The sequence below is a fragment of the Rhizobium sp. PP-CC-3G-465 genome (assembly GCF_004343445.1).
Classification (GTDB): Bacteria; Pseudomonadota; Alphaproteobacteria; order Rhizobiales; family Rhizobiaceae; genus Ferranicluibacter; species Ferranicluibacter rubi.
This window is the reverse complement of sequence record NZ_SLYH01000007.1, coordinates 177,496-199,549: the sequence shown is the minus strand read 5'-3', so window position 1 is coordinate 199,549 and position 22,054 is coordinate 177,496. Positions and strand designations below refer to the sequence as shown.

The following is a 22,054-nucleotide window of genomic DNA, read 5'->3' as shown; positions in this document are numbered from 1 at the left end:
AACACGGATGGCCGTTAAAGGTAATGCCGCACGCGGAAGCAGACCGTCCGCCCACGGCCCCTTTGCGGAAATGATTTCCGCTATGCGCCATCATCTCCGACATTAGAGCGGTGATGGCGCCTACCTGAAAGCAGTCATCCCGCCGGCGGGGGCTCACGTCGCCTCTGCGCCGCCAACAGCGGCCATGTCGCCCTAAGCAGACATCCGATATCAGGGAAGGATGCTGGCCACTACGGCTGACAGCACAGCAGTGGCGCCAACGGCCTTAGATTCGCGAGACATTCACTGGAAGCACAAGCGCACTGATGATGAGGTAATATCGCTAACCGGATCGCGACGATTGACAAAATCCATGTATCCAGTAATACAGATACATGGAATCAGAGAAAGCCATCGCGGCACTTGCCGCCCTTGCCCAATCCACCCGCCTCGACACCTTCCGGCTGCTGGTCCGCCATGAACCGGAGGGCGTACCCGCCGGTGAACTTGCCCGCCTGCTCGGCGTGCCGCAGAACACCATGTCGGCCCACCTCGCGATCCTGTCGCGCGCTGGGCTGATCAAAGGCGAGCGCCATAGCCGCTCGATAATCTACCGCGCCGAGATCGACGCCCTTCGCGACCTGACCCTCTACCTGGTCAAGGACTGCTGCGGCGGCAGCGCTGAACTATGCGCGCCTATCATCACCGCTCTCACCCCCTGCTGCGACCCGTCCGCTCCGGAGAACCTGCAATGACCACCGACCGCGTCTACAACGTGCTGTTCCTGTGCACCGGCAATTCCGCCCGCTCGATCATTGCCGAGTCCATCCTCAACGGCGAAGGGAAAGGGCGCTTCAAGGCCTATTCGGCCGGAAGCCAGCCCAAAGGCCAGGTGCACCCGCTGGCCCTCGATACACTGCGCGCCCTCGGCTACGAGTCCACCGGCTTCCGCTCAAAGACCTGGGACGAGTTCGCCGAACCCGGCGCACCGCAGATGGATTTCATATTCACCGTCTGCGACAACGCCGCTGGCGAAGCCTGCCCGGTGTGGCTCGGCCACCCGATGACCGCTCACTGGGGCGTCGAGGACCCGGCCGCCGTGGAAGGCACCGAGATCGAGAAGGGCCAGGCATTCTCCAAGGCCGCGCGCTTCCTCAAGAACCGGATCTCGGCGTTCCTGAGCCTGCCGCTGACGTCGATCGACAAGCTGGCGCTGGAAACCCGCCTGCGCGAGATCGGCGCACTCGAAGGCAGCACCCGTCCGCAAGGGCAGGTCGCCTGATGTCTACGTTCGAACGCTACCTGACCCTGTGGGTCGCCCTCTGCATCATCGTTGGCATCGGCCTCGGGCACCTCATGCCCGGCGTGTTCCAAGCCATCGGTGCGGCCGAAGTCGCCAAGGTCAACCTGCCGGTAGCGGTGCTGATCTGGCTGATGATCATTCCCATGTTGCTCAAGATCGACTTTGCCTCACTGGCGCAGGTCGGCCGCCATTGGCGGGGCATCGGCGTCACGCTGTTCATCAACTGGGCTGTCAAGCCGTTCTCGATGGCGCTGCTCGGCTGGCTGTTCATCGGCTGGCTGTTCCGGCCGTACCTGCCGGAAACCCAGATCGACAGCTACATCGCGGGCTTGATTATCCTTGCGGCGGCGCCCTGCACGGCCATGGTGTTCGTTTGGTCGAACCTCACTAAGGGCGAGCCGCACTTCACGCTGAGCCAGGTGGCGCTCAACGATGCGATCATGGTGGTCGCGTTTGCCCCGATCGTTGCATTGCTGCTGGGACTTTCCGCCATCACCGTACCGTGGGATACGCTGATCCTCTCGGTGGTGCTTTATATCGTTCTGCCCGTGATCGTGGCCCAGCTCCTGCGCCGCAGCACCGATGTCGATCGCATGGCCGGTCGGCTGCAGCCGGTCTCGCTGGTGGCCCTGCTGTCCACGCTCGTGCTGCTGTTCGGCTTTCAGGGCGAGCAGATTATCGCGCAGCCCACCGTCATCGCGCTTCTCGCCGTGCCGATCCTGATCCAGGTCTACTCCAATTCCGGACTTGCCTATCTGCTGAACCGCGTGAGCGGTGAGGAGCATTGCGTGGCCGGTCCCTCGGCGCTGATCGGGGCTTCGAACTTCTTCGAGCTGGCAGTGGCTGCCGCCATCAGCCTGTTCGGGTTCACCTCCGGGGCAGCGCTCGCCACCGTCGTCGGCGTCCTTGTCGAGGTGCCGGTGATGCTGTCGGTGGTCTGGATCGTTAACCGCAGCAAGAACTGGTACGAGCGCGGCGCCGCCGTCCGGACCAACGCCATCAGAAAGGCCTGATACCATGGACGTCACCATCTACCACAACCCCGCCTGCGGCACGTCGCGCAACACGCTGGAGATGATCCGCAATGCCGGCATCGAGCCGACGGTCATCGAATATGTGAAGCATCCACCATCGAAAGCGACGCTGGCAACCATGATTGCGGATGCGGGCCTCACCGTGCGTGAAGCCCTCCGTGAGAAGGGTACGCCCTATGCGGATCTTGGCCTCGACAACCCGGACCTCTCCGACAACCAGTTGCTCGATGCCATGCTGAAGGACCCGATCCTGATCAACCGCCCCTTCGTTGTTACACCCCTTGGCACACGCCTGTCGCGTCCCTCCGAGGTGGTGCTCGACATCCTGCCGGACACCCACAAGGGTCCCTTCACCAAGGAAGACGGCGAGCAGGTCCTCGATGCGGAGGGCAAGCGCATTGGCTGATCTGCCTGCCCTCGACCGTGACCACCTGCGCCAGCCGGACCTCGACGCGCTGCGACCGCCATTTTCGACCCACAAGCCTCGTATCCTGATCCTCTACGGCTCGCTGCGCACCGTATCGTACAGCCGTCTGCTGGCGTTCGAGGCGGGCAGGCTGCTGGAGGAGCTGGGCTGCGAAGTGCGGATCTTCGATCCCACAGACCTGCCGCTGCCCGATGCCGCGCCGGTCACTCATCCCAAGGTTCAGGAGCTGCGCGACCTGACGCAATGGTCGGAAGGCCATGTCTGGATCTCGCCGGAACGCCATGGCGCCATGACGGGCATCATGAAGGCGCAGATCGACTGGATTCCGCTGGCGGTCGGCTCGATCCGCCCGACGCAGGGCAAGACGCTCGCGGTGATGCAGGTGTCCGGCGGATCCCAGTCGTTCAACACGGTCAACCACCTGCGCGTGCTCGGCCGCTGGATGCGGATGATCACCATCCCCAACCAGTCCTCGGTTGCCAAGGCCTTCCAAGAGTTCGACGCGGACGGCCGCATGAAGCCCTCGTCCTATTTCGACCGGGTCGTCGACGTGTGCGAGGAGCTGGTCAAGTTTACATGGCTGACCCGCGACGCATCCGCCTATCTCACCGATCGTTACAGCGAGCGCAAGGAAACCGCCGAGAAGCTGGAGCAGCGCGTGAGCCTCGCGTCCATATGACCGCACGGCTGCCGGTTGCGGCCATTTTGGCACTCGGTGTCACCCAGATCATCGGTTACGGCACCCTCTATTACAGCTTCAGCATCCTGGCGCCGGACATGGGCGCCAGCTTCGGCTGGTCGAAGGAGTGGATCTTCGGCGCGCTTTCGGTTGCCCTGCTGATCGGCGGGTTCACCGCGCCATGGCTCGGCAGCCTGATCGACCGCGCTGGCGCGGGTGTGCTGATGACCATCGGCTCGGCTGTCGCCGCTGCCGCCTTGGTTGCCTGCGCATATGCGCCCGGCAGAACCACCTATGTCGCGGCCCTGATCGGCATCGAGGTTGCCGCAAACCTCGTCCAGTACGGGGCCGCCTTTGCGCTCCTGGTTCAGCTTCAGCCGACCGTGGCCCAACGCAGCATCACCTACCTGACTCTAATCGCGGGTTTCGCCTCCACACTGTTCTGGCCGCTCACCTCGAGCCTGCACACGCACCTCTCGTGGCAGAACGTCTATCTGGTCTTTGCAGGCCTCAACCTGCTGGTCTGCCTGCCGCTGCATGCCTGGCTGGCAACGAGGGTGACTCACAGTCGCAAGCAGGCCGCATCATCCCCGACCGAGCCGGTGCTCGGCACACTGCCTCTGGAACGCAGGCGCTCGGGATTCCTATTCATGACCACGGCCTTCGCCCTGCAATACCTCGCGGGCGCAGCCGTGCTGGTGCACATGGTGCCGCTGCTGGCCGGACTAGGGCTCGGCGCAAGCGCCGCCATCGTCGGCACTCTCTTCGGTCCGTCGCAGGTGGCGAGCCGCCTGATCAATATGGTGTTCGGCAAGCGCCTCAACGCCCTGCATCTTGCCCTGATCTCGTCGGCCTTGATTCCGGTCAGCGCGGTGATCCTGATCCTGAGTGCTCCCTCGATACCCGGTGCCATGGTTTTTGCCGTCATCTTCGGCATGGGCAATGGCTTGCTGAGCATCGTGTCCGGCACCCTGCCGCTGGCGCTGTTCGGCAGTGAAGGCTACGGCAAGCTTCAGGGTAGGATGATGGCGGCCCGCCTGGTGGCTTCGGCACTTGCGCCCTTCGCACTTGCCCTCACGATGGAGTGGTTCGGCATCCGTGTTTCGGTGGGCGGGATCATTGTATTGGCGCTACTGGCAGTTGCCGCCTTTACAACTCTGTTCCGCTTCCAACGGCAAGCCTGATCGAACCGAAGCTGAATCCATCGTTTATGACGACCACAAGGTTCCGGTTTGCCCGGAGGCGGCGTCGGCTTCGCGCCCTCATTTCAGCCATCCACCGGGCCTCGGCCGAATACCGAAAGCAGATCTTCTTTTTTGGTCGGTGCTACTGCCGAAATGGGGTGGTTTTCCGCCTGTCCGCTTACTGCTGCTACTCGTAGATAGCTGACATTCAGTTGCTCCCGACGGGTTCGGCGACACCCAAATTTGAGTCCAATCATCGGCCCCAGAGACAGCGCCATACGCAGCGAACATGCCACCAAGCCAATTCGGCGCGGACTGTTGCTCGCGGCGAAAATGGCGATTTTGGACCCAGCCGTCTCTAGCGGCTGGCGAGGACCGGGGTAGCCTTGCCCTTCAGACCCTCGACCACAACCAGCCGCGGCTCCTTGCCCGCCGTCGGCTCCCTGGGGGCGCCGATCGTGCGCACCGGGCCGATGCTGGAGGCCATGCCGGCGCCCTTGTCGTTGGTCTTCAGCACCACGACGGGCTCGTCCTCACCTTCGAAGAACATGCCGTATTCGGTCATCGGCTTCAGCTTGGCGACGCTGACGTCGATCGCATCGACGAGCCCGAGATTGCGCGAGACGACCATGCCGGAACCGTCCGCGCCCTCAGGCGCCTTAAGCGATAGCGTCAGGTTCTCTGGACCCGCCTTCAACGGCATGAGGTTCTCGGTGCCCGCGCCCTCAGGCACCGCGCCCGGCACGAAGACAAGGGCCTGCGGGGCCTGACCGATCGGGATCTCGGCCACAACCTTCTGCTCGGCCGTGTCGATCACGTCGACCTTGTCGCCGTTCTCCAGCCCGACGAAGATGCGGCTGCCGTCTTCCGATCCCCAGATGCCGTGCGGTAATGCGCCGACGGGGATGGTCGCGACGAGCTGCGTTGTCTCGCCGGGCTTGTAGACCTTCACGACGTTCTCGCCGCCGATCGTCACGTAAACCAGCGTCTCGCCGTCCACCGTGCCGAAGCCGAGATGGTTAGAGATCGGTCCGCTGTCGATGACCTCCTTCACCTCGAGCGTCCTGGCATCGACGCGCGTGACCTTGCCGACGTCCTTGTGCGTCAGCCAGACGTCGCTGCCGTCAGGGCTCACCTGTACGAAGGGCACGAAGGGCGAGACGACCGGGATCCGCTTCACCAGCGCATGGCTCGCGACGTCGAAGACCTCGAGCACCGGGTTGAACGAGTTGGCGACGAAGGCGAGCTTGCCGTCTCGCGAGAACTTGGTCATGCCGGGGCCGCTTGTCGTCGGGATACGGCCCATCTCCTTGAAGGTCGTGGCATCGATCACCGAGAGGTAGTCCTCGCCGCGCACCGTCGCCCAGACTTCCCTCCCGTCCGGCGTGAAGAAGGCCTCGTGCGGGTTGCGCCCGACATAGGTCGTGCCCTTCACGGCATTGGTCGCCGTGTCGATGAAGGTGACGGAGTTCGTCACCGTCGAGACGACGACGAGCGTCTTGTGGTCCGGCGAAAATCCTAGGCCGTGGACGTTGACCTCGCCCTTGTAGAGGGGGCTCAGAACGTCCGGCCGCGGATTGCCGAGCCGGATCTGGCCCAGAAGCTTGTTTGAGACGGGGTCGATGACCGAGACCGTGTTGGAGTTCTGGTCGGCGGTGTAGACGCGGTCTGAGGCGGCGGGCAGCGCGAAGGCCGATGTCGAGACGAGGAGCGCGGCGGCGAGAATGGCGGTGCGGGTCATGGGGTTGTCTCCGGAACGGGCTTTGGTTTGTTGGCAGATGCGGCGAGCATCGAGCGCATCAGCGTAATCTCGTAGGTCTGTTCGGTGATGATGGACTGCGCGAGGTTGCGGATCGCCGGGTCCCAGGTCGAGCCGAGGACGGCCTTGGCCATGTCGATCGCGCCTTGGTGATGCGGGATCATCTGGGACAGGAAGTCGTGCTCGGGATCCCCGGTCACCGGGGCCGACATCATGCCGGCGTGCATCCTCTCCATCGCCTCCGCGGTCGCTTCGGCATAGTGTGGACCGTCGGGCGTGGCCGGCACCATCGGCGAGTGCTGATGGGCGTGCGCGTCCTGCGCCTCTGCCGAGGAGAGTGACACCCCGGCGAAGGCCAGGGTCAGGAAAAGCGTCTTCAGCATGGAATCACAAGGTCCTCAAAGTACGGGTTCGACAAAAAGACGCTTGCGGAAGCCTTTTATTCCCGTGGCGGCAAAATTTATTCGGGGCGAAGCGCCTGAAGGATTAATCGCCTCCATCGATCGAAATGACCAAAACAACGCGTTGGATCGAACGATTCCCGTTGTGTATGGTCCCCAGCAGGATAAGGACCCCGCCAATGACCTTCGAACAGATGCGTGCCGTCACCCTCGGCCTCCAACCGCTGTCGCGCCTCGACAGCCCGCGCGAGGTCGTGCGCCAGTTCACCCCGAACTGGTTCGCCGCCACGATGGGCACCGGGATCCTGGCAATCGCGCTCTCGCAGTTCCAGGCAGACATGCCGATGCTGCATCCGGTGGCCGAGGGCCTCTGGATGTTCAACATCGCGTTGTTCACACTCTTCGCCGGTCTCTACGCCGCCCGCTGGATCTTCTTCTTCGACGGGGCCAAGCGCATCTTTGGCCATTCCGTCGTGTCGATGTTCTTCGGCTGCATCCCGATGGGCCTCGCCACCATCGTCAACGGCTTCCTGATCTTCGGCCTGCCGCGCTATGGTGAGGTCGCAGTCAGGATCGCAGGGACGCTCTGGTGGATCGACATTGCGATGGCAGCAGCCTGCGGGGTTGCCATCCCCTTCATGATGTTCACCCGGCAGAGCCACTCGATCGACCAGATGACGGCGGTCTGGCTCCTGCCGGTGGTCGCGGCCGAAGTCGCCGCCGTCTCCGGCGGCTTGCTCGCGCCGCATCTCGTCGACCCGCATTCACAGCTCGTGGTGTTGACGCTCTGCTATGCGCTCTGGGCGCTGTCGGTGCCGATCGCGCTCAGCATCCTTGTCGTGCTCCTCCTGCGCATGGCCATCCACAAGCTGCCGCACGCCAACATGGCGGCGTCGAGCTGGCTGGCGCTCGGACCCATCGGCACTGGCGCGCTCGGGCTGATGACGCTGGGCGGCGCGGCACCCGCGATCCTTTCCGCCAACGGGCTGGAGCGTTTCGGCGCGTTTGCGGAAGGGCTCGGCTTCTTCGGCGGTCTGCTCCTTTGGGGTTACGGGCTTTGGTGGCTGGCGATGGCTGTGCTCGTGACGCTGCGCTACCTGCGCGATGGCCTTCCCTTCAACATCGGCTGGTGGGGCTACACGTTCCCGCTTGGTGTCTATGCCGTGACTACGCTGAAGCTCGGCACCCTTTTGCCGATCGCTGCCATCCACGTCTTCGGCACGTTGCTCGTCGCGGTGCTGGCGCTGCTTTGGCTGATCGTCGGCACGAGGACGGTGCGCGGCGCCTGGAGGGGAGATCTCTTTGTCTCGCCCTGCCTCAAGGCCGACTGAGAGAAGGAGGGGCATCCGCCGGCGGTCGGTCGTTGAGGAACGCGGCGACGCCAGCCCGGAACCGGACGGCGCCGCCCTGGGCGGGGTGGCGCACGTAGGTGGCGGGGATACCGAGCCCGTCCGCCGCACGCTGCGCCACCCGGCCGATGCAGAGGATTCGGCGCGGCGCGAAGATCGCGACGATTATCTCCAGCACCTTCCGATGTTCGGCGATCTCGGTCCAGGTGGGCGTCCGGTTGCGCAAGGGCAGAACGCCGCGATGGGGATGGAAGAGCACCGCGTTCCAGAACAGCGGCAGCGGGTCGGGTATCGCGTTCCAGATCTCCAGGGAGGTTCCAGACTCCGGTGTCGGCAGGGTCTCGCGGGTCGCCCGCGCCAGCGGCGGATCGAGGCCGAGCCGCTCCGACAGGTCGGCGAGCCGCCGGTCACCGGTGAACGGCACGCCCGTCCGACGCGCTCCGAAGCGCGAGGGCGCTTCGCCGAGCCAAAGGTCACGGACGCCGCGATCCGCCAACGCGGCGAGATAGCGTTGAAGATTGCGACGGCGAGTCACCGGCGCGTCAGCGTCCTCAATCTCCGCGTCGAACCCGGCATAGGGGTTGAACAGGTTGGCCTTGCCGGGCAGCGCCGCGAGACGCTCGACGATCGCGTCGACTGAATGTCGTCCGGACGTGGTCGATCCATCGATCACGCCGGCGGCACCTTGATCGTCGGCAGCTCGGCGAGAAAGGCGGCGACCGCGCGGCTCGAGTGACGGTCCCTCGCCAACACCGAATAGAACCCGCGCGACGGCAGGTCGAAGGGTAGCGCCACCAGTGTCCCCGTGCGAAGGGCGGCATCCGCTACCACGGCGGGGAGGATCCCGACGCCGGCGCCCGCCTCGATCGCCGCGCGCACGGCCTCGTTCGAGGGCAGTTCGAGTTCGACCGACAGCGCGGTGAGATCGACACCGAAGGCTTCGAGCGCACCTTCGAGGATCGCGCGGGTGCCCGAGCCTCGTTCGCGAAGCACCCAGCGCGCCGATGCAAGATCCCCGGCCGCGACGGGAGACCCAGAGCCTCTGTGCCCTGATGCCGCGACCAGCATCAGCCGATCATCGGCGACGCGTTGCGTGCCGAGCCGGACATCGCCGAGCTCGTCCTCCACGAAGCCGAGATCGGCCGTGCCATCCAGCACCGCCTCGGCCGTGCGCGCCGTGTTGGCGATGCTCAGCCGAAGTTCGATGCCGGGATGGCGGGCCTTGAAGCCCGCGAGCACCGGCGGCAACCAGTGGTTCGCCACCGTCTGGCTGGCGACGATGCAGAGACGACCCCGCTTCAGTCCGGCAAGTTCGGAAAGCATGAGGCCGGCATCCTCGGCCCGCGCAAGCACCGCGCGGGCCTCGGGCAAGAACAGGCGCCCCGCTTCGGTCAGTTCGATCCGTCGTCCGACGCGGTCGAACAGCCGGACATCGTGGCGCTCCTCCAGCGCAGCGATAGCGGCGCTCGTCGCCGACTGCGTGAGGTTCAGCGCCTTCGCCGCCTCCGTTACATGCTCGCGCTCGGCCACGGCGACGAATACGCGAAGCTGGTCGAGCGTCACAGCGTATCGCCGGAAAGGCTCGGCGCCGAGCGGTTCAGGCTGTCGTAGACGGCGGTCGCCACCTGCATCAGCCGCTCGCGCGGTGCCTCGGCCGAGACAACGTAGCCAAGGCCGGCGTCGCGCCAGAAGAAGGCGGAGATGCCGTCCTCCTCGACGAACTGGAACGACGTCTCGGCCTTCTCGTCGGTCTTCACGAAGAGCGTCAGACGCGTGCCCTGGTCGTCATCGTACATCAGCATCGCGGCAGGACCTGCGCCCGCAGGCAGCAGGCGCCCACCCATCAGCCGATATCCGAGCCCTGTCAGGTCCGGAGCCGACAGCCGCGTTCCAAGCCGCTTCGACAGCCATTGCAGGAGATGCGCCTCCTCGTCCGCGCGGACTTCGACGGGATGGACCACCTCGACCACGAAGGTGCGATGCGCCGCGATTGCCTCGTCGGCCATGACCGCCACGCGAGGCATCTGCGGCGGCACGCGCAGGACGTCGTTCGCCAGCCACCCGCCGGAGCTGCCGAGGATCAGCCAGCCCATGACAGCCGCGAGGCGCAGACGCGTGACAGCAAACCGACCGCGCCGGGCCTCGCGGATGTTGGCGATGCGTAACCGCGCCGGGATCGGCTCCCCGGCCTTGAAGGCAAGGCGTTCGCGCAGTGTCCGGGCGATCTCGCGGTCGCGATCGAGGGCCGCGGCGATCTCCGGTCGCTCCGTGAGATAGGCCTCGACTGCGGACAGCCGCTCGGCCTCGAGCCGTCCGTCCACATAGGCTTGCAGGTCGTCCTCGCCGACGGGCGTGTCCCTGCGGCTCATTTGACTCTCCTCAAGGGCGCGCGGATCCCGGTCTCCAGGATGGCGCGCAGCTTCTCACGCGCCCGCGACAGGCGCGACATGACCGTGCCGACCGGAAGCCCGATCACCCGTGCCGCCTCGTCGTAGCTCATGTCTTCGACGCTGACGAGAAGGAGGACGGTGCGGTGCTCTTCGCTGAGCGCATCGAGCCCAGCCAGGACGTCGCGGAGCCCGGCGCGACCGTCCTGGTCGCCGTCCACCGCCGGCGGCGAGGCCATCTCGTCGAGCGCCACGTGGGGCCCACGCCGCTTGTGCTGGCGCAGGCCTGAGATGTGGAGGTTGCGCAGGATGGCGAATAGCCAGGCGCGCAGGTCGCCGTCGGGCCGGCGCAGGTGCCAGCGCCCGACGGCGCGCTCCAGGCAGTCCTGGACGAGATCGTCGGCGGCGTCGCTGTCGCGCACCAGCGCATAGGCATAGCGCCTCAGGCCCGGAATGAGCGGTTCGATCCGCGCCGCGATCTCGTCGGTGGACATGCCTTACTTCTCCAGCGCGGGGTCGATCTGCCAGATCTCATCGGTGAGCGTGCCGTCCCGGAACATCATGACGTAGCGCACCGGGATCTTGTTGTCGTTGGCGAAGACGACATCGGCGACGACGGTGGCGCCCTTCGAGTTCACGCTCTCGCGCATCTCGACGATGGTGGCCTTGAGGCCCGTCTGCGCCTTGGCGAACTTTGCCCAGGTCGCGGCGATCTCGGGGCCCGTGTAGGTGCCATCGAGCGGCCCCCCGACCCAGTGAAGCGTTGCCGACGGGGCATAGGCGGCGGTGACCGCGGCGCTATCGCCCTTGGCGATCGCTTCGATATGCGCCTTCGCCATGTCGCCGGCGGGACCCGCAAGCGCGGTCGAAGCCGCGGCGGAAAGAATGGTGATGGCTGCGAAAAGGGTCTTCATGGCTCGGTGTCCTTCGGTTCGGCCGCGATTGGCCAACGGAAGACGTTCTGCAACGGCGCTTATTCCCAAAGGACTAAAAATTAGAGACGAGCAGGTTCAGTTCGGCGTTCAGACGCAACGTCCGCTAACGGCGGCAAGCTGAAAGGGCGCCAAACGACTCCGAGGCGTCGGAATCGGTCATGAAGGTCTCTCACGCTCTATGGCAGCTAATTCTTCCTTGAGCTCCAGAACCAGTCGGTCTGCTCACGGCTCCTAACCAGCCTTTTCTTTTAATCTCAACTCCTACGAAAAGCTCTTCCTAGGGCTCCGCGCACGACGACGCGGCTCACGCAGAGTGCTCGGCGATTGCTCGTCAAGAATTTTAGTGCCCGGCTTCAGCCCGCCTTCGCCCTTGGCGGCGGCCAGCGTTTTGGGGATGCGCGCCGACACATCGTCGTTGCTGGCATCGACCGTTGCCAAAAAGAGTAGGCAGCCTTCGAAGAGTCTCAATGTTGCTGCCTTGCGCGTTCGCGCGCCTCCCGCAATCCCTCCACAAGACGTTCCAGCCTTCGAAGCGAACCACCTGTCCAAACGTCCGCTAACGCATCCAGCTCAAATTGTTCAAGCGGTGTTGCCCAGCGGGGATCGTGACCCGCTTCGATGTACAGCCGCTCGAGGATACGCGCAGAGAAGACGGCTAACTGGTCAGCTTCCGGATCTGGGAAACGCAGGATCCGGCACCTGTCCCGCAGAGCGCTCGGGATTGGCTCGATCGAGTTTGCAGTCATCAACCAGGATACGTGGGACAAATCACAGTTGGCCTGAAGATAGGGGTCGTGCCAGCGCTCAGACGTCTCTAGCTCCAAAAGTCCGATCAGTACATCGTGAACGTTGCCATTATGTCGACTGGTTCCGATCTTCTCGATCTCATCGAGAATGACAATCGGGTTGGCGCATCCATGTTGGCACACCGCCATGATCGGCAGGCTAGGTTCACCCGACGACCATCGCCGAGCTGTTCCGCCAATGGCACTGTCACTCAATCCCCCGCAGGAAACGAGGTTGTAGCGCGTACCCAGCTCCTCAGACAATCGCCGGGCGTAGCGAGTCTTTCCACTTCCGGGTGATCCAAGAAAAATGACCGGCCGCATGTGGACGGTCGACCGACCGCTCAGGTCTTGTAGCAATTTGTCAGTAACCGCTGCGGCATGCGGGAACTCCGCAACCAGTCGCGATCGGATTCCGGTCAGCTCTGGTGTGGCTGACAGCGGCAACGGACGTTGGCTCAACTTCGCGAACTCCCTTGCCACTCGCTTACCGTCAGCCGTCCCCTCATTTCCAACGCCGCCGAAAACGACCACACCGTCGCAAGGGCGCTCGAGACCTTCCAACGACTTCTTTTCACAGTTGGCTACCCCAAGGACATCCAATGCTGACTCAAGGGCTTCAGACTCGTTGCCCGCAGCTTTTGTGATCGCTTTACTGAAGTGGACTTCGTACGTCCTAATCTCTGGCAAGAACCAATCAGGATATCCTTGAACGGAAATGCCAAGCCGCTGTCGCCGATCGAGAGCACGGGATTGCAGCGCCCAGCCTAGAGACCTTGAAAGTAGTTCATTCCCCCTTCCCGACCCAAGATCCTCAGACGCAAGATGCGCGATTTCGCCAGCTACCAGAGCTGTCGCTTGGCCGTTCCCAAATACCGCCCGATAGAAACGGCACCGCATGCGGCATTGATCGATGGGCAATCGCTCGGCTTTATCGCTGTGATCAAGAGCAACCTCAACCGCAAGCACACCATCTTCACTCGGATCGAGATTGAGCATGTCCAAGCTGGCAGAAAGAAGCTTGAGTCCAGCCCCGTTACGCTTCTTGACGCTCGCGGACAGTCGTCCGGAATATTCGCGGATGTCTTCAACCATGTCATCGCGGAAGAACGCCATCCCTCGTAGCAATTCTTCGATCGTCGGCAAGTGCAGTCCGGCGATTGCAGCCTTCTGGCGACGTTGGAAATGGCGGTTCAATGATGGCGATCCGTTCATCACAGGATGATCCCTTGAGAGCATTTATTGGACAATGCGGCGAAGAAGCCGCAGCGATGCTTGGACATGTGGTGCGGTGGCACGTCCACGCATCGGGATGGCGCCATCAACCAGCAACGCGGGACAGGTAGCTTTGAGGATCGAAGGAGTTGTTGGGTTCATTCGTTTCAGCTCTCGGCCGGACGTCCAAGATGACAAGAACGCTTACCTGTTCGAGCGATACCCACTTCTGTGCCCATGTAGATATGCTGACTGGTAATGATTTCACAATCGTCGTCCAGAGTTGGATGGGTCAAATACGTACCCTGACCGGCAGGCTGTCCTGCATGAAAACAACCGGAAGACGCCTAGGATTGAAGCTGCAACAACTGTCAGCGACGGGCGAACTCCAGCCTCAATCCAGCGCATAACGCAGGCGAGTCTACGCGCATTGTCCGCTTTCAGGTACGGAAACATCATCAATCTCTTTCATTCTGATTCGCAGAAATCGATATTAAGTCGAATGGCGAATCAGTCGCAATATTTTGCTGCTGCTATGCTTTTTTTTGCGATCTCATCGCAATTGTCAACATTTGTTTGCGGAAAGAAGCGTTTGATGACACCAAAGCTCTATGAGGCCGCCGTCACGAATGCTTGCTGTCGCTCGACTAGTCCTTGGTCAGACCCAGGCCGAGGTCGCCGAAGATTCCGGCATCAGCCCGCGCACTGTCTATATGATCGAAAAGGGCGTGGCCGGCATCGCGAGTGTGGAAAAACTCGTCCGTTACTACGCTAAGCGTGGCGTAGGTTTTCTTCCGCCAAGTGCAGCAGATGGCTGGGGCATCCGCACGAATTTTGTGACTGGGTCTTATGATGACGAGCGAACTGATTGACTGATGGGCCGTAGCCCTGACTGTGATACCCAAATCGCTTGTCCGCTTGATCGCAGATCGCTTCACCAGCTTTGCCAGTTGTCCGCCGTGGGCGCGTGATGAATGATAGCAGACGTCTGTAAGGAAGCATGGAGCAATGCACTCATACTTCTCTCCATAACACGGAAGCAGAGCTCCTCGGTCAAGGCACGTTGCCCAGTCGTGAAGGATCGCAACTACCATACGGGCGTACTAAACTTCAAATAACATCGATTCGCGCCGGAGAGGGGTACCATTTTCGGCGCTCTTAACGAAACCATGCGTTTCAAATCGCGGCTGTTACCGCTACTCTCGCCTCACTGCGTTAGTCAGCGCCTGCGCCACCACCCATGAGTCGGCGTAGCCAGCAACTCACCTTCTTCTTGATGCCAATCGAGTAGGCCCCTGCCTTCCGGCAGGGGTCCAACGGCTGCGCCGAACTGACGGGCTACGCCCGACACTACTTTGGTTTAGATAAGCCTGATGACACCGTAGTAGTAGTCATGGCCTCATCAGGCTTATCTAAAGACATATGGAATCCGCCTAGTCGGCGGATACTTGGTAGGCTTAATTTCAGAATGGTTGAAAACGACGACATCAAGGACGTCATGGGCGAGGCCAAGGGCCGCGGCTACGACACCAAGGCGATCCGCACGATCATTCGCCTGCGCAAGAAGGATGCGAACGAACGCATCGAGGAGGAAACGATCCTCCAGACCTACATGGCCGCTCTGGGCATGGAATAGTCCGGCCGCGTAATCCGCAGGCAGCATCAGCGCCGCGCGTCATGATCGACGGGCGGCGTTTTGCGTTTGAAGGCCTGTGCGGTCGCTCAAGTTTAATGGATGAGGTTTCGTCGGATGGCATCGGCGATGGCGTGGGTGCGGTTCGCGGCCCCCAGCTTCTTGATGGCCGACTTGATGTAGCTGTTCACCGTATCGTTCTGATAGCCCGTCGCCCGCGCGATGCCCTCGCTGGTCAGGCCATGGCTCGCCTGCTTCAGACAGGCAACTTCACCGCGCGACAACCGCAGATGCGAAACGGCAAAGCGCTCCATCAGCGGCCGCGTGACGTCTGCATGCAGGGAGGGCGCGATCAGTGTGAGGAATGCGAGCTCTTCGCTGTCGAACGGCAGCTCCCGCATGAAGGTGACGGCGCCGTAGACCACGGAACTGCGCATGACCGGCACGAGCGTTCGATTGTGAACGTTGAAGGTCGATGTTACGCGCTCCAGAAGGGCCGGCCTCGGCGTCTCCGCGAAAACCTCGGCCTCGATCACGACCTTTCCCGAAAGCGCGGCCTCGACGAAGGGATCGATCTCATAGAGCCGCTCGCGCGCATAGGTCTCGACATAGGCAGGCGGCAGGTCGGTATCCACGGACACCCCATGTCCGAACTGATACCCCTCCAGGTCGAGCCCGCTGATCGCGATATGATCGAACGGCACCGCACGCCTGAGGCGATCGACCACGGGATTCGACGTGAAATAGCGATGCCGAGGAACGGAATTCAGATCGCGCCATTCCGGACTGAATGGGGAGAGCGATGAGTGTGCCTTGGTGGCCATGACCGGACTCCGAATGCTGACTTACTGTAAGTCTGCTGAGACGGTGTCAAATTTCGCCCGAGTTTACAACCAAAAGATCTATTTTTAGGGGATTTACCGTATAGAGACAAAAATGCCCCGAGTTTCCGGGGCATTTTTGTGTTTTAGGGAGCGGGAATAGCTGAGGTCGCACCTCAAATACCGCCACCCTCAGTTGAAACGTTGAACTTCCATGAAGTTGACGGCTGTGCCGCTGAACTTCGCCGTATCGGCCACGGCCGGACGGTTGGTGAAACCGGCAGAGTAGACCGTCGTCGGCGAGGCACGTAGCGAGCGGGAGACGAAGCGCGGTGCCTTGACCGGTTTCGACAATGTCGCCATGCGGCTGGTCGAGAGCGCCCATTCCGCGATGATCTTCTGCGTCAGCTTCGGCTCCGTGCGCACGGATGTGCGATGCGCGGCATCGGCCTGAACCTTCTTCGGACGGGCAGCCTTGGTCGGCACCTCGGCGGGCGCATCGAAGGCACTGCCGAACGGATCACGCGGTGCGGAGGACGGAGCCGGCGCGTAGGACGCAAGCTCGACCGGCGGGTTGGCCGGGCGAACCGGTGCCGCAGCGATGCGGGTCGGATCATGGGCCGGAACGGCCGGCGGCGTCTGCGCCGTGGCGACGGCTTCCGGTCGCGCAGCAGGGATGGTGGCGACGGTCGGGGCCGCAAGGGCAACCTTGGCACCGGCTTCCGCCGCGGTATCGACCGGGGCCTGTGCAGTCGCGATCACAGCCGGAGCCGTCGTTGTCGGTGCCGGCAGCGGCTGTGCAGCCATGCCGGCCGTTGTGCCGGAGACGTCGGCCTGGGCGACAGCCATCAGGGCAGCTTCACCAGCCGGACGAAGGGCCGGTACGGGCACGAAGCCAAGAGCTTCGGAATCCTCGGTCATCGCATTCGGGTCGGCACTGGCAAGCAATGCCTCGCTACCCTGCGGATCGGTCTGGCGCGCCATCGGCACGGGAACCTTGTAGCTCCGCAGATCGGCAAATTCCTCGCCTGTGGTCGCTAGGCCTGTCGCCGCCGGATCGGGAAGCGCTGCGGCGAGAGCATCCTGCGCGGCATTCCGGGTCGGCGCCACGAGCGCGGTCTGGACGGCCGTGTCGGCTTCCTGGAAAGCGGGGCGAACGAGCGGAACCGGCGCCTTGACGGTCTGTTCGGCGACAACGGGGCCTTCGTCCGCACCCTCTACACCGGCAAGAACCGGCTGCTGGACCGGGGCGGTCGCAGGCTTGGTGGTACGGGCGGGTGCCTGGGCAGGCGCTTCGGAATCATCGCTCTCGGACCCGCTGGGGGCACCGCTTGCAATTGCCGTTGCGTCCTCATCCTCGTCGCCACCACCGCCGAACAGCATGGCGAAGAGGTTCTTGCCGCCGCGCTTGGTGTCGCGATCGCCGGCACCCTTTGTCCCGCCGCCGGCCACTTCGATGGCGCTGGAGCCGACACGGCGCTTGTAGTCCGCCACCGCCTGCTCATAGCCGGGAAGCGGCGAGCCGTCGGAGGGAAGGTGCATGGTCTTGCCGTCCGGGAACAGGCGAACGAGTTCGCCGCGGCTCATGCGCGGCCAGGCACGCACGCCGCCGACATCCATATGGACGAAGGGCGAGCCGGATGTGGGATAGTAGCCGACGCCGCCGACCTGGAATTTCATGCCGATTTCGCGCAGCGTCTTCAGCTTCACGTCGGGCAGGTAGAAGTCCATCGCTTTACCGAGCATGTGCTGGCTCTTCTTGGCGACACCCTTTGTGCGCGAGCGCAGCATGCCGTTCGTGGCCGGGGAGCGGTAGGCGGAGACGACGTGGATGTAATCGCGCGAGCCGCTCTTCTGGTAGACTTCCCAGATCAGGTCGAGAAGACGCGGATCCATCTTCGTCGGCTCGTTGCGGCGCCAGTCGCGCAGCATGTTGTTGACCTGCTGCAGACCCTTGGGGTCGTAGCGGCCATTGCGCTTGAAGGTGATTTCGGCCTTCTCGCGGGTATGGATGAAAAAGATCTTGAGCGTCCGGGTCTGCCCGGCAGCCTCGACGGCGGGAACCACGCCGGGCGTCACCATGGAGGCGGCAATGACCAGCGATCCGAGAAGACGCGGCATGCGGCCGGCCCAACGGCGGCAAAGGTCGCGCACTTTGGCGCCGAAAGGCGTTATCATTCCCGACAAATCCTGCAAACCTTCTTCCCCGTCGACGGACACGCCGCTCCCTGTGGCTGTCCAGTTGACTGTCAAATACGGTGACAGCATGGCATTTATGCCACAGTCGTCCCTTATCCTTATAATATAGTGAACGGACCACTAACAAGGTCTAAACGACACCGCATGTTTTCGACGAAAGCGTAAGGCAAGCTTGTCCCAACAGGACGTGAATCACGCGGCTTCGGAGAACGGATCGTCCGGATCGATCCCGTAATCCTTGAGCTTGCGGTAGAGCGTCGAGCGCCCGATGCCGAGCTTGCGCGCCACCTGGCTCATCTGCCCGCGATAGAATTTCAGCGCGAACCGGATCAGCTCCTCCTCGACCTCGGCCAGCTTTCGCACATTGCCACCGGCGTCGATGCTCGGAATGGCCGAATCGGTTACCGTCTCCACCGACCGCATCGCGCGCCGTTCGGAGGGCGAGAGAGGCGGTTCGCTCTGTGCCGGACGGGCATGCGACAGTCCGGCATAGGACGACAGAGCGCCGGTCGAACCCTCGCTCCGCAACGGCTCGGACGAGAGATGCGGGATCACGCCATGCGCCAGTCCATCCGGCAGCGTGACAGCCAACTGCGGAAAATCCGTGACGTCGAGTTCGGAATGCTCCGCCATGACCACGGCACGGTAGATGGCACTTTCCAGTTCGCGGATATTGCCCGGCCAGTCGTAAGCCGTCAGGAGCGCCATGGCGCCATGGCTGACCGTGCGTGTCTTGGCCAGTCGCTGCTCGCTGGAGAAGATCTCCACGAAGTTGCGCACCAGCAGAGGAATGTCCTCCTTGCGGCGGCGCAGCGCGGGAATGGCGATGGGGAAGACGTTCAGGCGGTAATAGAGGTCCTCCCGGAACCGACCCTCGCGGACTTCGGTGATCAGGTCCTTGTTGGTGGCCGAGATCAGCCGCACATCGACCTTCTGCGGCAGGCGCGCGCCCACCGTCTCGATTTCGCCCTGCTGCACGGCGCGCAGGAGCTTCACCTGCACGGCGAGCGGCAGATCGCCGATCTCGTCCAGGAACAACGTGCCGCCATCCGCCTCGACGAACTTGCCGGCATGCTTTTCGGTCGCGCCGGTAAAGGCGCCCTTCTCATGACCAAAGAGGATGCTTTCCACAAGATTGGCGGGGATCGCGCCGCAATTGACGGTGATGAACGGCTTGGCCGCGCGGTCGCTGCCGGACTGGATGGCACGCGCCACCATCTCCTTGCCGACGCCCGATTCGCCTTCGAGCACCACGGGAATGCTCGACTGGGCGGCGCGCTTGGCAAGATCGAGCACGCGGATCATCGCTTCGCTAGCGGAAACCACATCCTCGAAACGCACGACATCGCCACGGCTGCGCCGGCTGGTCGAGCCGCGCACCGGACGACCGGATTGCTTCAAGGCATTGCCGAGGGCCACCGCCAGCCGCTCCGGCGAGACCGGCTTCACCACGAAATCGAAGGCGCCGGCCTGCATGGCGAGCACCACCGTCTCGATGCCGCCCTGCCCGGTCTGGACGATGGCGGGCGTGGTGATATTGCGTTCGGCCAGCGCCGCGAGCACCGCATGGCCGTCCATTTCCGGCATCATCAGGTCGAGGAGAATGACATCGATCCGTGCGCCGCGGCGCAGCAGCACATCGAGCCCCGCGCGACCGTTTTCAGCCACATGCGCGATATGGCCGAGCCGCTCGATCATGCCTGTAAGGATCCGCCGCTGGACCGGATCGTCCTCGATCACGAGAATCTGCGCTGCCATGGGACCTCCTGCCTCAACGTCATCGGCGCACAGTCCTGCGCGCCACTTTCAGCGTCCATTCCTGGCACAAAGGATTGAACACGGTGTTTGGCGAAAGACTTGCATTTTAACCAACGGGGACGTTAGGTTCCGGCCCCGCGCCAAGGCCGGCCGAGTGCCTTGGCGCGCCGAAGCAAGCGAGTGACCGCAATGACCCTTTCTCCCCAGACGTCGTCTTTTCCCGAGCATGTCATGAGCCCCGCAGATGCCGCGACCCTCGACGCCGCAACGATAGACGCTGCATTGGGCGACCTGCCGACATGGAAGCTGGAGGATCTCTATCCCGCACCGAATTCGCAGGCCTTCCGCGACGATATGGAAAAGGCCTGCGCCGAATGCCTGGCCTTCGAGGCAAAGTGGAAAGGCCGCCTGACGGACGCGGCCGCAAAGACCGGTGACGAAGGCCTGGGGAAGGCGGTGCAGGAATTCGAGGCGCTGGAAGACCTCATGGGCCGCATCGGCTCCTATGCCGGGCTCACTTATTATACCGACACCTCCGACCCCGAGATCGGCAAGTTCTTCGGCGATGTGCAGGCCAAGCTGACGGACGATGCGAGCCATCTCCTGTTCTTCGCGCTGGAGATGAACCGGATCGACGATGCGGTGCTCGAGGCGGCGCTCGCCGCCGACGCACTGGCCGCGCATTACCGCCCCTGGATCCTCGACCTGAGGATGGACAAGCCCTACCAGCTGGACGACCGGCTGGAGCAGCTGTTCCTCGAAAAATCCATGACCGGTGCCGGCGCCTTCAACCGCCTGTTCGACGAGACCATGGCCGCGCTGACCTTCACCGTGGACGGCGCGGTCCTGCCGCTGGAGCGCACGCTGAGCCTGCTGCAGGAGCGGGACCCGGACACCCGCCGCAAGGCCGCGCAGGCGCTGGCCGCGACGTTCAAGGCGAACATCCGCACCTTCGCGCTCATCACCAACACGCTGGCCAAAGATAAAGAGATCTCCGACCGCTGGCGCGGCTTTACCGACATCGCCGACAGCCGACATCTGGCGAACCGGGTGGAGCGTGAGGTGGTGGACGCGCTGGCGCAGGCCGTGCGCGAGGCCTATCCGCGCCTGTCGCACCGCTACTATGCCATGAAGGCGAAGTGGCTGGGCATGGAGCGGATGAACTTCTGGGACCGCAACGCGCCCCTGCCGGAAACGCCCAATCACCTGATCCCCTGGAGCGAGGCGCGCGAGACAGTGCTCTCGGCCTATGGCGCCTTCGACCCCGAAATGGCCGCCATCGCCCGCCGCTTCTTCGATGGCGGCTGGATCGACGCGCCGGTGCGCCCGGGCAAGGCGCCGGGTGCCTTCGCGCATCCGACCGTGCCCTCGGCCCACCCCTATGTGCTGGTGAACTACATGGGCAAGCCGCGCGACGTGATGACGCTCGCGCACGAACTCGGCCATGGCGTGCATCAGGTGCTGGCAGGTGGACAGGGTGCGCTGATGGCCTCGACGCCGCTGACGCTTGCGGAAACCGCCTCCGTCTTCGGCGAGATGCTGACCTTCCGCGCACTGCTGGAGCGCACGACGGACAAGCGCGAGCGCAAGGCGATGCTCGCCCAGAAGGTCGAGGACATGATCAACACGGTCGTGCGCCAGATCGCCTTCTACGAATTCGAGCGCAAGCTGCACACGGCGCGGAAGGACGGCGAGCTGACGCCGGAGGCCATCGGCCAGCTCTGGCTGTCCATACAAGCGGAAAGCCTCGGCCCGGCCATCGCGATTTCGGAGGGCTACGAGACCTACTGGGCCTATATCCCCCACTTCATCCATTCGCCCTTCTACGTCTATGCCTATGCCTTCGGCGATTGCCTGGTGAACTCGCTCTACGCCGTCTACGAGAAAGCCGAAGGCGGGTTCCAGCAGAAGTATTTCGAGATGCTGAAGGCCGGCGGCAGCAAGCACCATAGTGAACTTCTCGCCCCCTTCGGCCTCGACGCCACCGACCCCGCCTTCTGGGAAAAGGGCCTGTCGATGATCGAAGGCCTGATCGACGAGCTGGAGGCACTGGACGCGGCGTGACCCGCGTGAGCACAGGATTGAGATGACACTCTTCGCACGCCTCCGCCCCTTACCTCACCCCGCTTGCGGGGAGAGGGAAAGTGGCATGCTCACAGTCTGAGCGAGCGGCCAACCTCACGTTCCTTCTCCCCGTCAAGACGGG

The 22,054-nt window shown here is 63.4% G+C and carries 22 protein-coding genes; 10 read left to right on the top strand and 12 right to left on the bottom strand.

Annotated elements, in window-relative coordinates:
• The first annotated feature begins 374 nt into the window (after window positions 1-374).
• Genes C8J33_RS21145 through arsK form a run of 6 tightly spaced genes read left to right on the top strand, consistent with a single transcriptional unit; the run spans window position 375 to window position 4,606 of the window.
• Window positions 375-734 carry an ArsR/SmtB family transcription factor gene (locus C8J33_RS21145; protein ID WP_062595825.1) on the top strand — a complete coding sequence of 120 codons (360 nt, stop codon included), beginning with the start codon at window positions 375-377 and terminating at the stop codon, window positions 732-734.
• Complete coding sequence (locus C8J33_RS21140; RefSeq protein WP_062595826.1) at window positions 731-1,261, top strand: arsenate reductase ArsC; 531 nt, start codon at window positions 731-733, stop codon at window positions 1,259-1,261. The genes C8J33_RS21145 and C8J33_RS21140 overlap by 4 nt, the downstream gene beginning before the upstream one ends.
• Entirely contained in the window at window positions 1,261-2,295 is a 1,035-nt protein-coding gene (gene arsB, locus C8J33_RS21135) for an ACR3 family arsenite efflux transporter (RefSeq protein ID WP_132665256.1), read from the top strand. The genes C8J33_RS21140 and arsB overlap by 1 nt, the downstream gene beginning before the upstream one ends.
• A gap of 4 nt (window positions 2,296-2,299) precedes the next feature.
• Window positions 2,300-2,722 (top strand): arsenate reductase (glutaredoxin), encoded by a 423-nt coding sequence (gene arsC / locus C8J33_RS21130; protein WP_062595828.1) that lies wholly within the window; start codon window positions 2,300-2,302, stop codon window positions 2,720-2,722.
• A complete protein-coding gene (arsH, locus tag C8J33_RS21125; protein WP_062595829.1) occupies window positions 2,697-3,422 on the top strand; it encodes an arsenical resistance protein ArsH in 726 nt (241 codons plus the stop codon). The genes arsC and arsH overlap by 26 nt, the downstream gene beginning before the upstream one ends.
• The gene (arsK, locus tag C8J33_RS21120; protein WP_062595830.1) at window positions 3,419-4,606 is read left to right on the top strand and encodes an arsenite efflux MFS transporter ArsK; all 1,188 of its coding nucleotides are present in this window, start codon (window positions 3,419-3,421) and stop codon (window positions 4,604-4,606) included. The genes arsH and arsK overlap by 4 nt, the downstream gene beginning before the upstream one ends.
• 358 nt (window positions 4,607-4,964) lie before the next feature.
• Here the strand turns inward: arsK and C8J33_RS21115 are convergent, their stop codons facing one another.
• A complete protein-coding gene (locus C8J33_RS21115; RefSeq protein WP_062595831.1) occupies window positions 4,965-6,347 on the bottom strand; it encodes a YncE family protein in 1,383 nt (460 codons plus the stop codon).
• The gene (locus C8J33_RS21110; RefSeq protein WP_062595832.1) at window positions 6,344-6,748 is read right to left on the bottom strand and encodes a DUF305 domain-containing protein; all 405 of its coding nucleotides are present in this window, start codon (window positions 6,746-6,748) and stop codon (window positions 6,344-6,346) included. The genes C8J33_RS21115 and C8J33_RS21110 overlap by 4 nt, the downstream gene beginning before the upstream one ends.
• Before the next feature lie 197 nt (window positions 6,749-6,945).
• Between C8J33_RS21110 and C8J33_RS21105 the strand changes: the two genes are divergently transcribed.
• The gene (locus tag C8J33_RS21105; protein ID WP_062595833.1) at window positions 6,946-8,097 is read left to right on the top strand and encodes a TDT family transporter; all 1,152 of its coding nucleotides are present in this window, start codon (window positions 6,946-6,948) and stop codon (window positions 8,095-8,097) included.
• On the opposite strand, the gene C8J33_RS21100 is transcribed toward C8J33_RS21105, so the two are convergent.
• The 7 genes from C8J33_RS21100 to C8J33_RS21070 all read right to left on the bottom strand — a co-directional run bounded on the left by C8J33_RS21100 (window position 8,084) and on the right by C8J33_RS21070 (window position 13,437).
• Window positions 8,084-8,788, bottom strand: coding sequence for a uracil-DNA glycosylase family protein (locus tag C8J33_RS21100; protein WP_062595834.1), 705 nt, complete (start codon window positions 8,786-8,788; stop codon window positions 8,084-8,086). The genes C8J33_RS21105 and C8J33_RS21100 overlap by 14 nt on opposite strands.
• Entirely contained in the window at window positions 8,785-9,678 is an 894-nt protein-coding gene (locus C8J33_RS21095; protein WP_062595835.1) for a LysR family transcriptional regulator, read from the bottom strand. The genes C8J33_RS21100 and C8J33_RS21095 overlap by 4 nt, the downstream gene beginning before the upstream one ends.
• Window positions 9,675-10,484 carry an anti-sigma factor family protein gene (locus tag C8J33_RS21090; protein ID WP_062595836.1) on the bottom strand — a complete coding sequence of 270 codons (810 nt, stop codon included), beginning with the start codon at window positions 10,482-10,484 and terminating at the stop codon, window positions 9,675-9,677. Before C8J33_RS21090 ends, C8J33_RS21095 begins: the two co-directional genes overlap by 4 nt.
• Window positions 10,481-10,996: a sigma-70 family RNA polymerase sigma factor gene (locus C8J33_RS21085; protein ID WP_062595837.1), complete on the bottom strand. Its 516-nt coding sequence runs from the start codon at window positions 10,994-10,996 to the stop codon at window positions 10,481-10,483. The genes C8J33_RS21090 and C8J33_RS21085 overlap by 4 nt, the downstream gene beginning before the upstream one ends.
• 3 nt (window positions 10,997-10,999) lie before the next feature.
• Window positions 11,000-11,416: a nuclear transport factor 2 family protein gene (locus C8J33_RS21080; RefSeq protein WP_062595838.1), complete on the bottom strand. Its 417-nt coding sequence runs from the start codon at window positions 11,414-11,416 to the stop codon at window positions 11,000-11,002.
• 282 nt (window positions 11,417-11,698) lie between these two features.
• A complete protein-coding gene (locus C8J33_RS21075) occupies window positions 11,699-11,905 on the bottom strand; it encodes a hypothetical protein (protein WP_422038784.1) in 207 nt (68 codons plus the stop codon).
• Window positions 11,902-13,437, bottom strand: a complete 1,536-nt coding sequence (locus C8J33_RS21070; protein WP_162241369.1) for an AAA family ATPase — start codon at window positions 13,435-13,437, stop codon at window positions 11,902-11,904. Before C8J33_RS21070 ends, C8J33_RS21075 begins: the two co-directional genes overlap by 4 nt.
• A 629-nt stretch (window positions 13,438-14,066) precedes the next feature.
• Here C8J33_RS21070 and C8J33_RS21065 point away from each other — a divergent pair.
• Window positions 14,067-14,309 carry a helix-turn-helix domain-containing protein gene (locus C8J33_RS21065; RefSeq protein WP_062693292.1) on the top strand — a complete coding sequence of 81 codons (243 nt, stop codon included), beginning with the start codon at window positions 14,067-14,069 and terminating at the stop codon, window positions 14,307-14,309.
• A 521-nt stretch (window positions 14,310-14,830) separates the two neighbouring features.
• Window positions 14,831-15,073 (top strand): DUF2312 domain-containing protein, encoded by a 243-nt coding sequence (locus C8J33_RS21060; protein WP_110730163.1) that lies wholly within the window; start codon window positions 14,831-14,833, stop codon window positions 15,071-15,073.
• A gap of 92 nt (window positions 15,074-15,165) precedes the next feature.
• On the opposite strand, the gene C8J33_RS21055 is transcribed toward C8J33_RS21060, so the two are convergent.
• The 3 genes from C8J33_RS21055 to C8J33_RS21045 form a co-directional block, all read right to left on the bottom strand.
• Complete coding sequence (locus C8J33_RS21055) at window positions 15,166-15,894, bottom strand: helix-turn-helix transcriptional regulator (protein ID WP_110800791.1); 729 nt, start codon at window positions 15,892-15,894, stop codon at window positions 15,166-15,168.
• 189 nt (window positions 15,895-16,083) lie between these two features.
• Window positions 16,084-18,087, bottom strand: a complete 2,004-nt coding sequence (locus C8J33_RS21050; protein ID WP_132665255.1) for a DUF882 domain-containing protein — start codon at window positions 18,085-18,087, stop codon at window positions 16,084-16,086.
• Window positions 18,088-18,282: 195 nt separating this feature from the next.
• Window positions 18,283-19,848, bottom strand: coding sequence for a sigma-54-dependent transcriptional regulator (locus C8J33_RS21045; RefSeq protein ID WP_132665254.1), 1,566 nt, complete (start codon window positions 19,846-19,848; stop codon window positions 18,283-18,285).
• A gap of 231 nt (window positions 19,849-20,079) precedes the next feature.
• Here C8J33_RS21045 and C8J33_RS21040 point away from each other — a divergent pair, with 231 nt between their 5' ends.
• Window positions 20,080-21,912, top strand: coding sequence for a M3 family oligoendopeptidase (locus tag C8J33_RS21040; RefSeq protein WP_245507234.1), 1,833 nt, complete (start codon window positions 20,080-20,082; stop codon window positions 21,910-21,912).
• Window positions 21,913-22,054 lie beyond the last annotated feature (142 nt).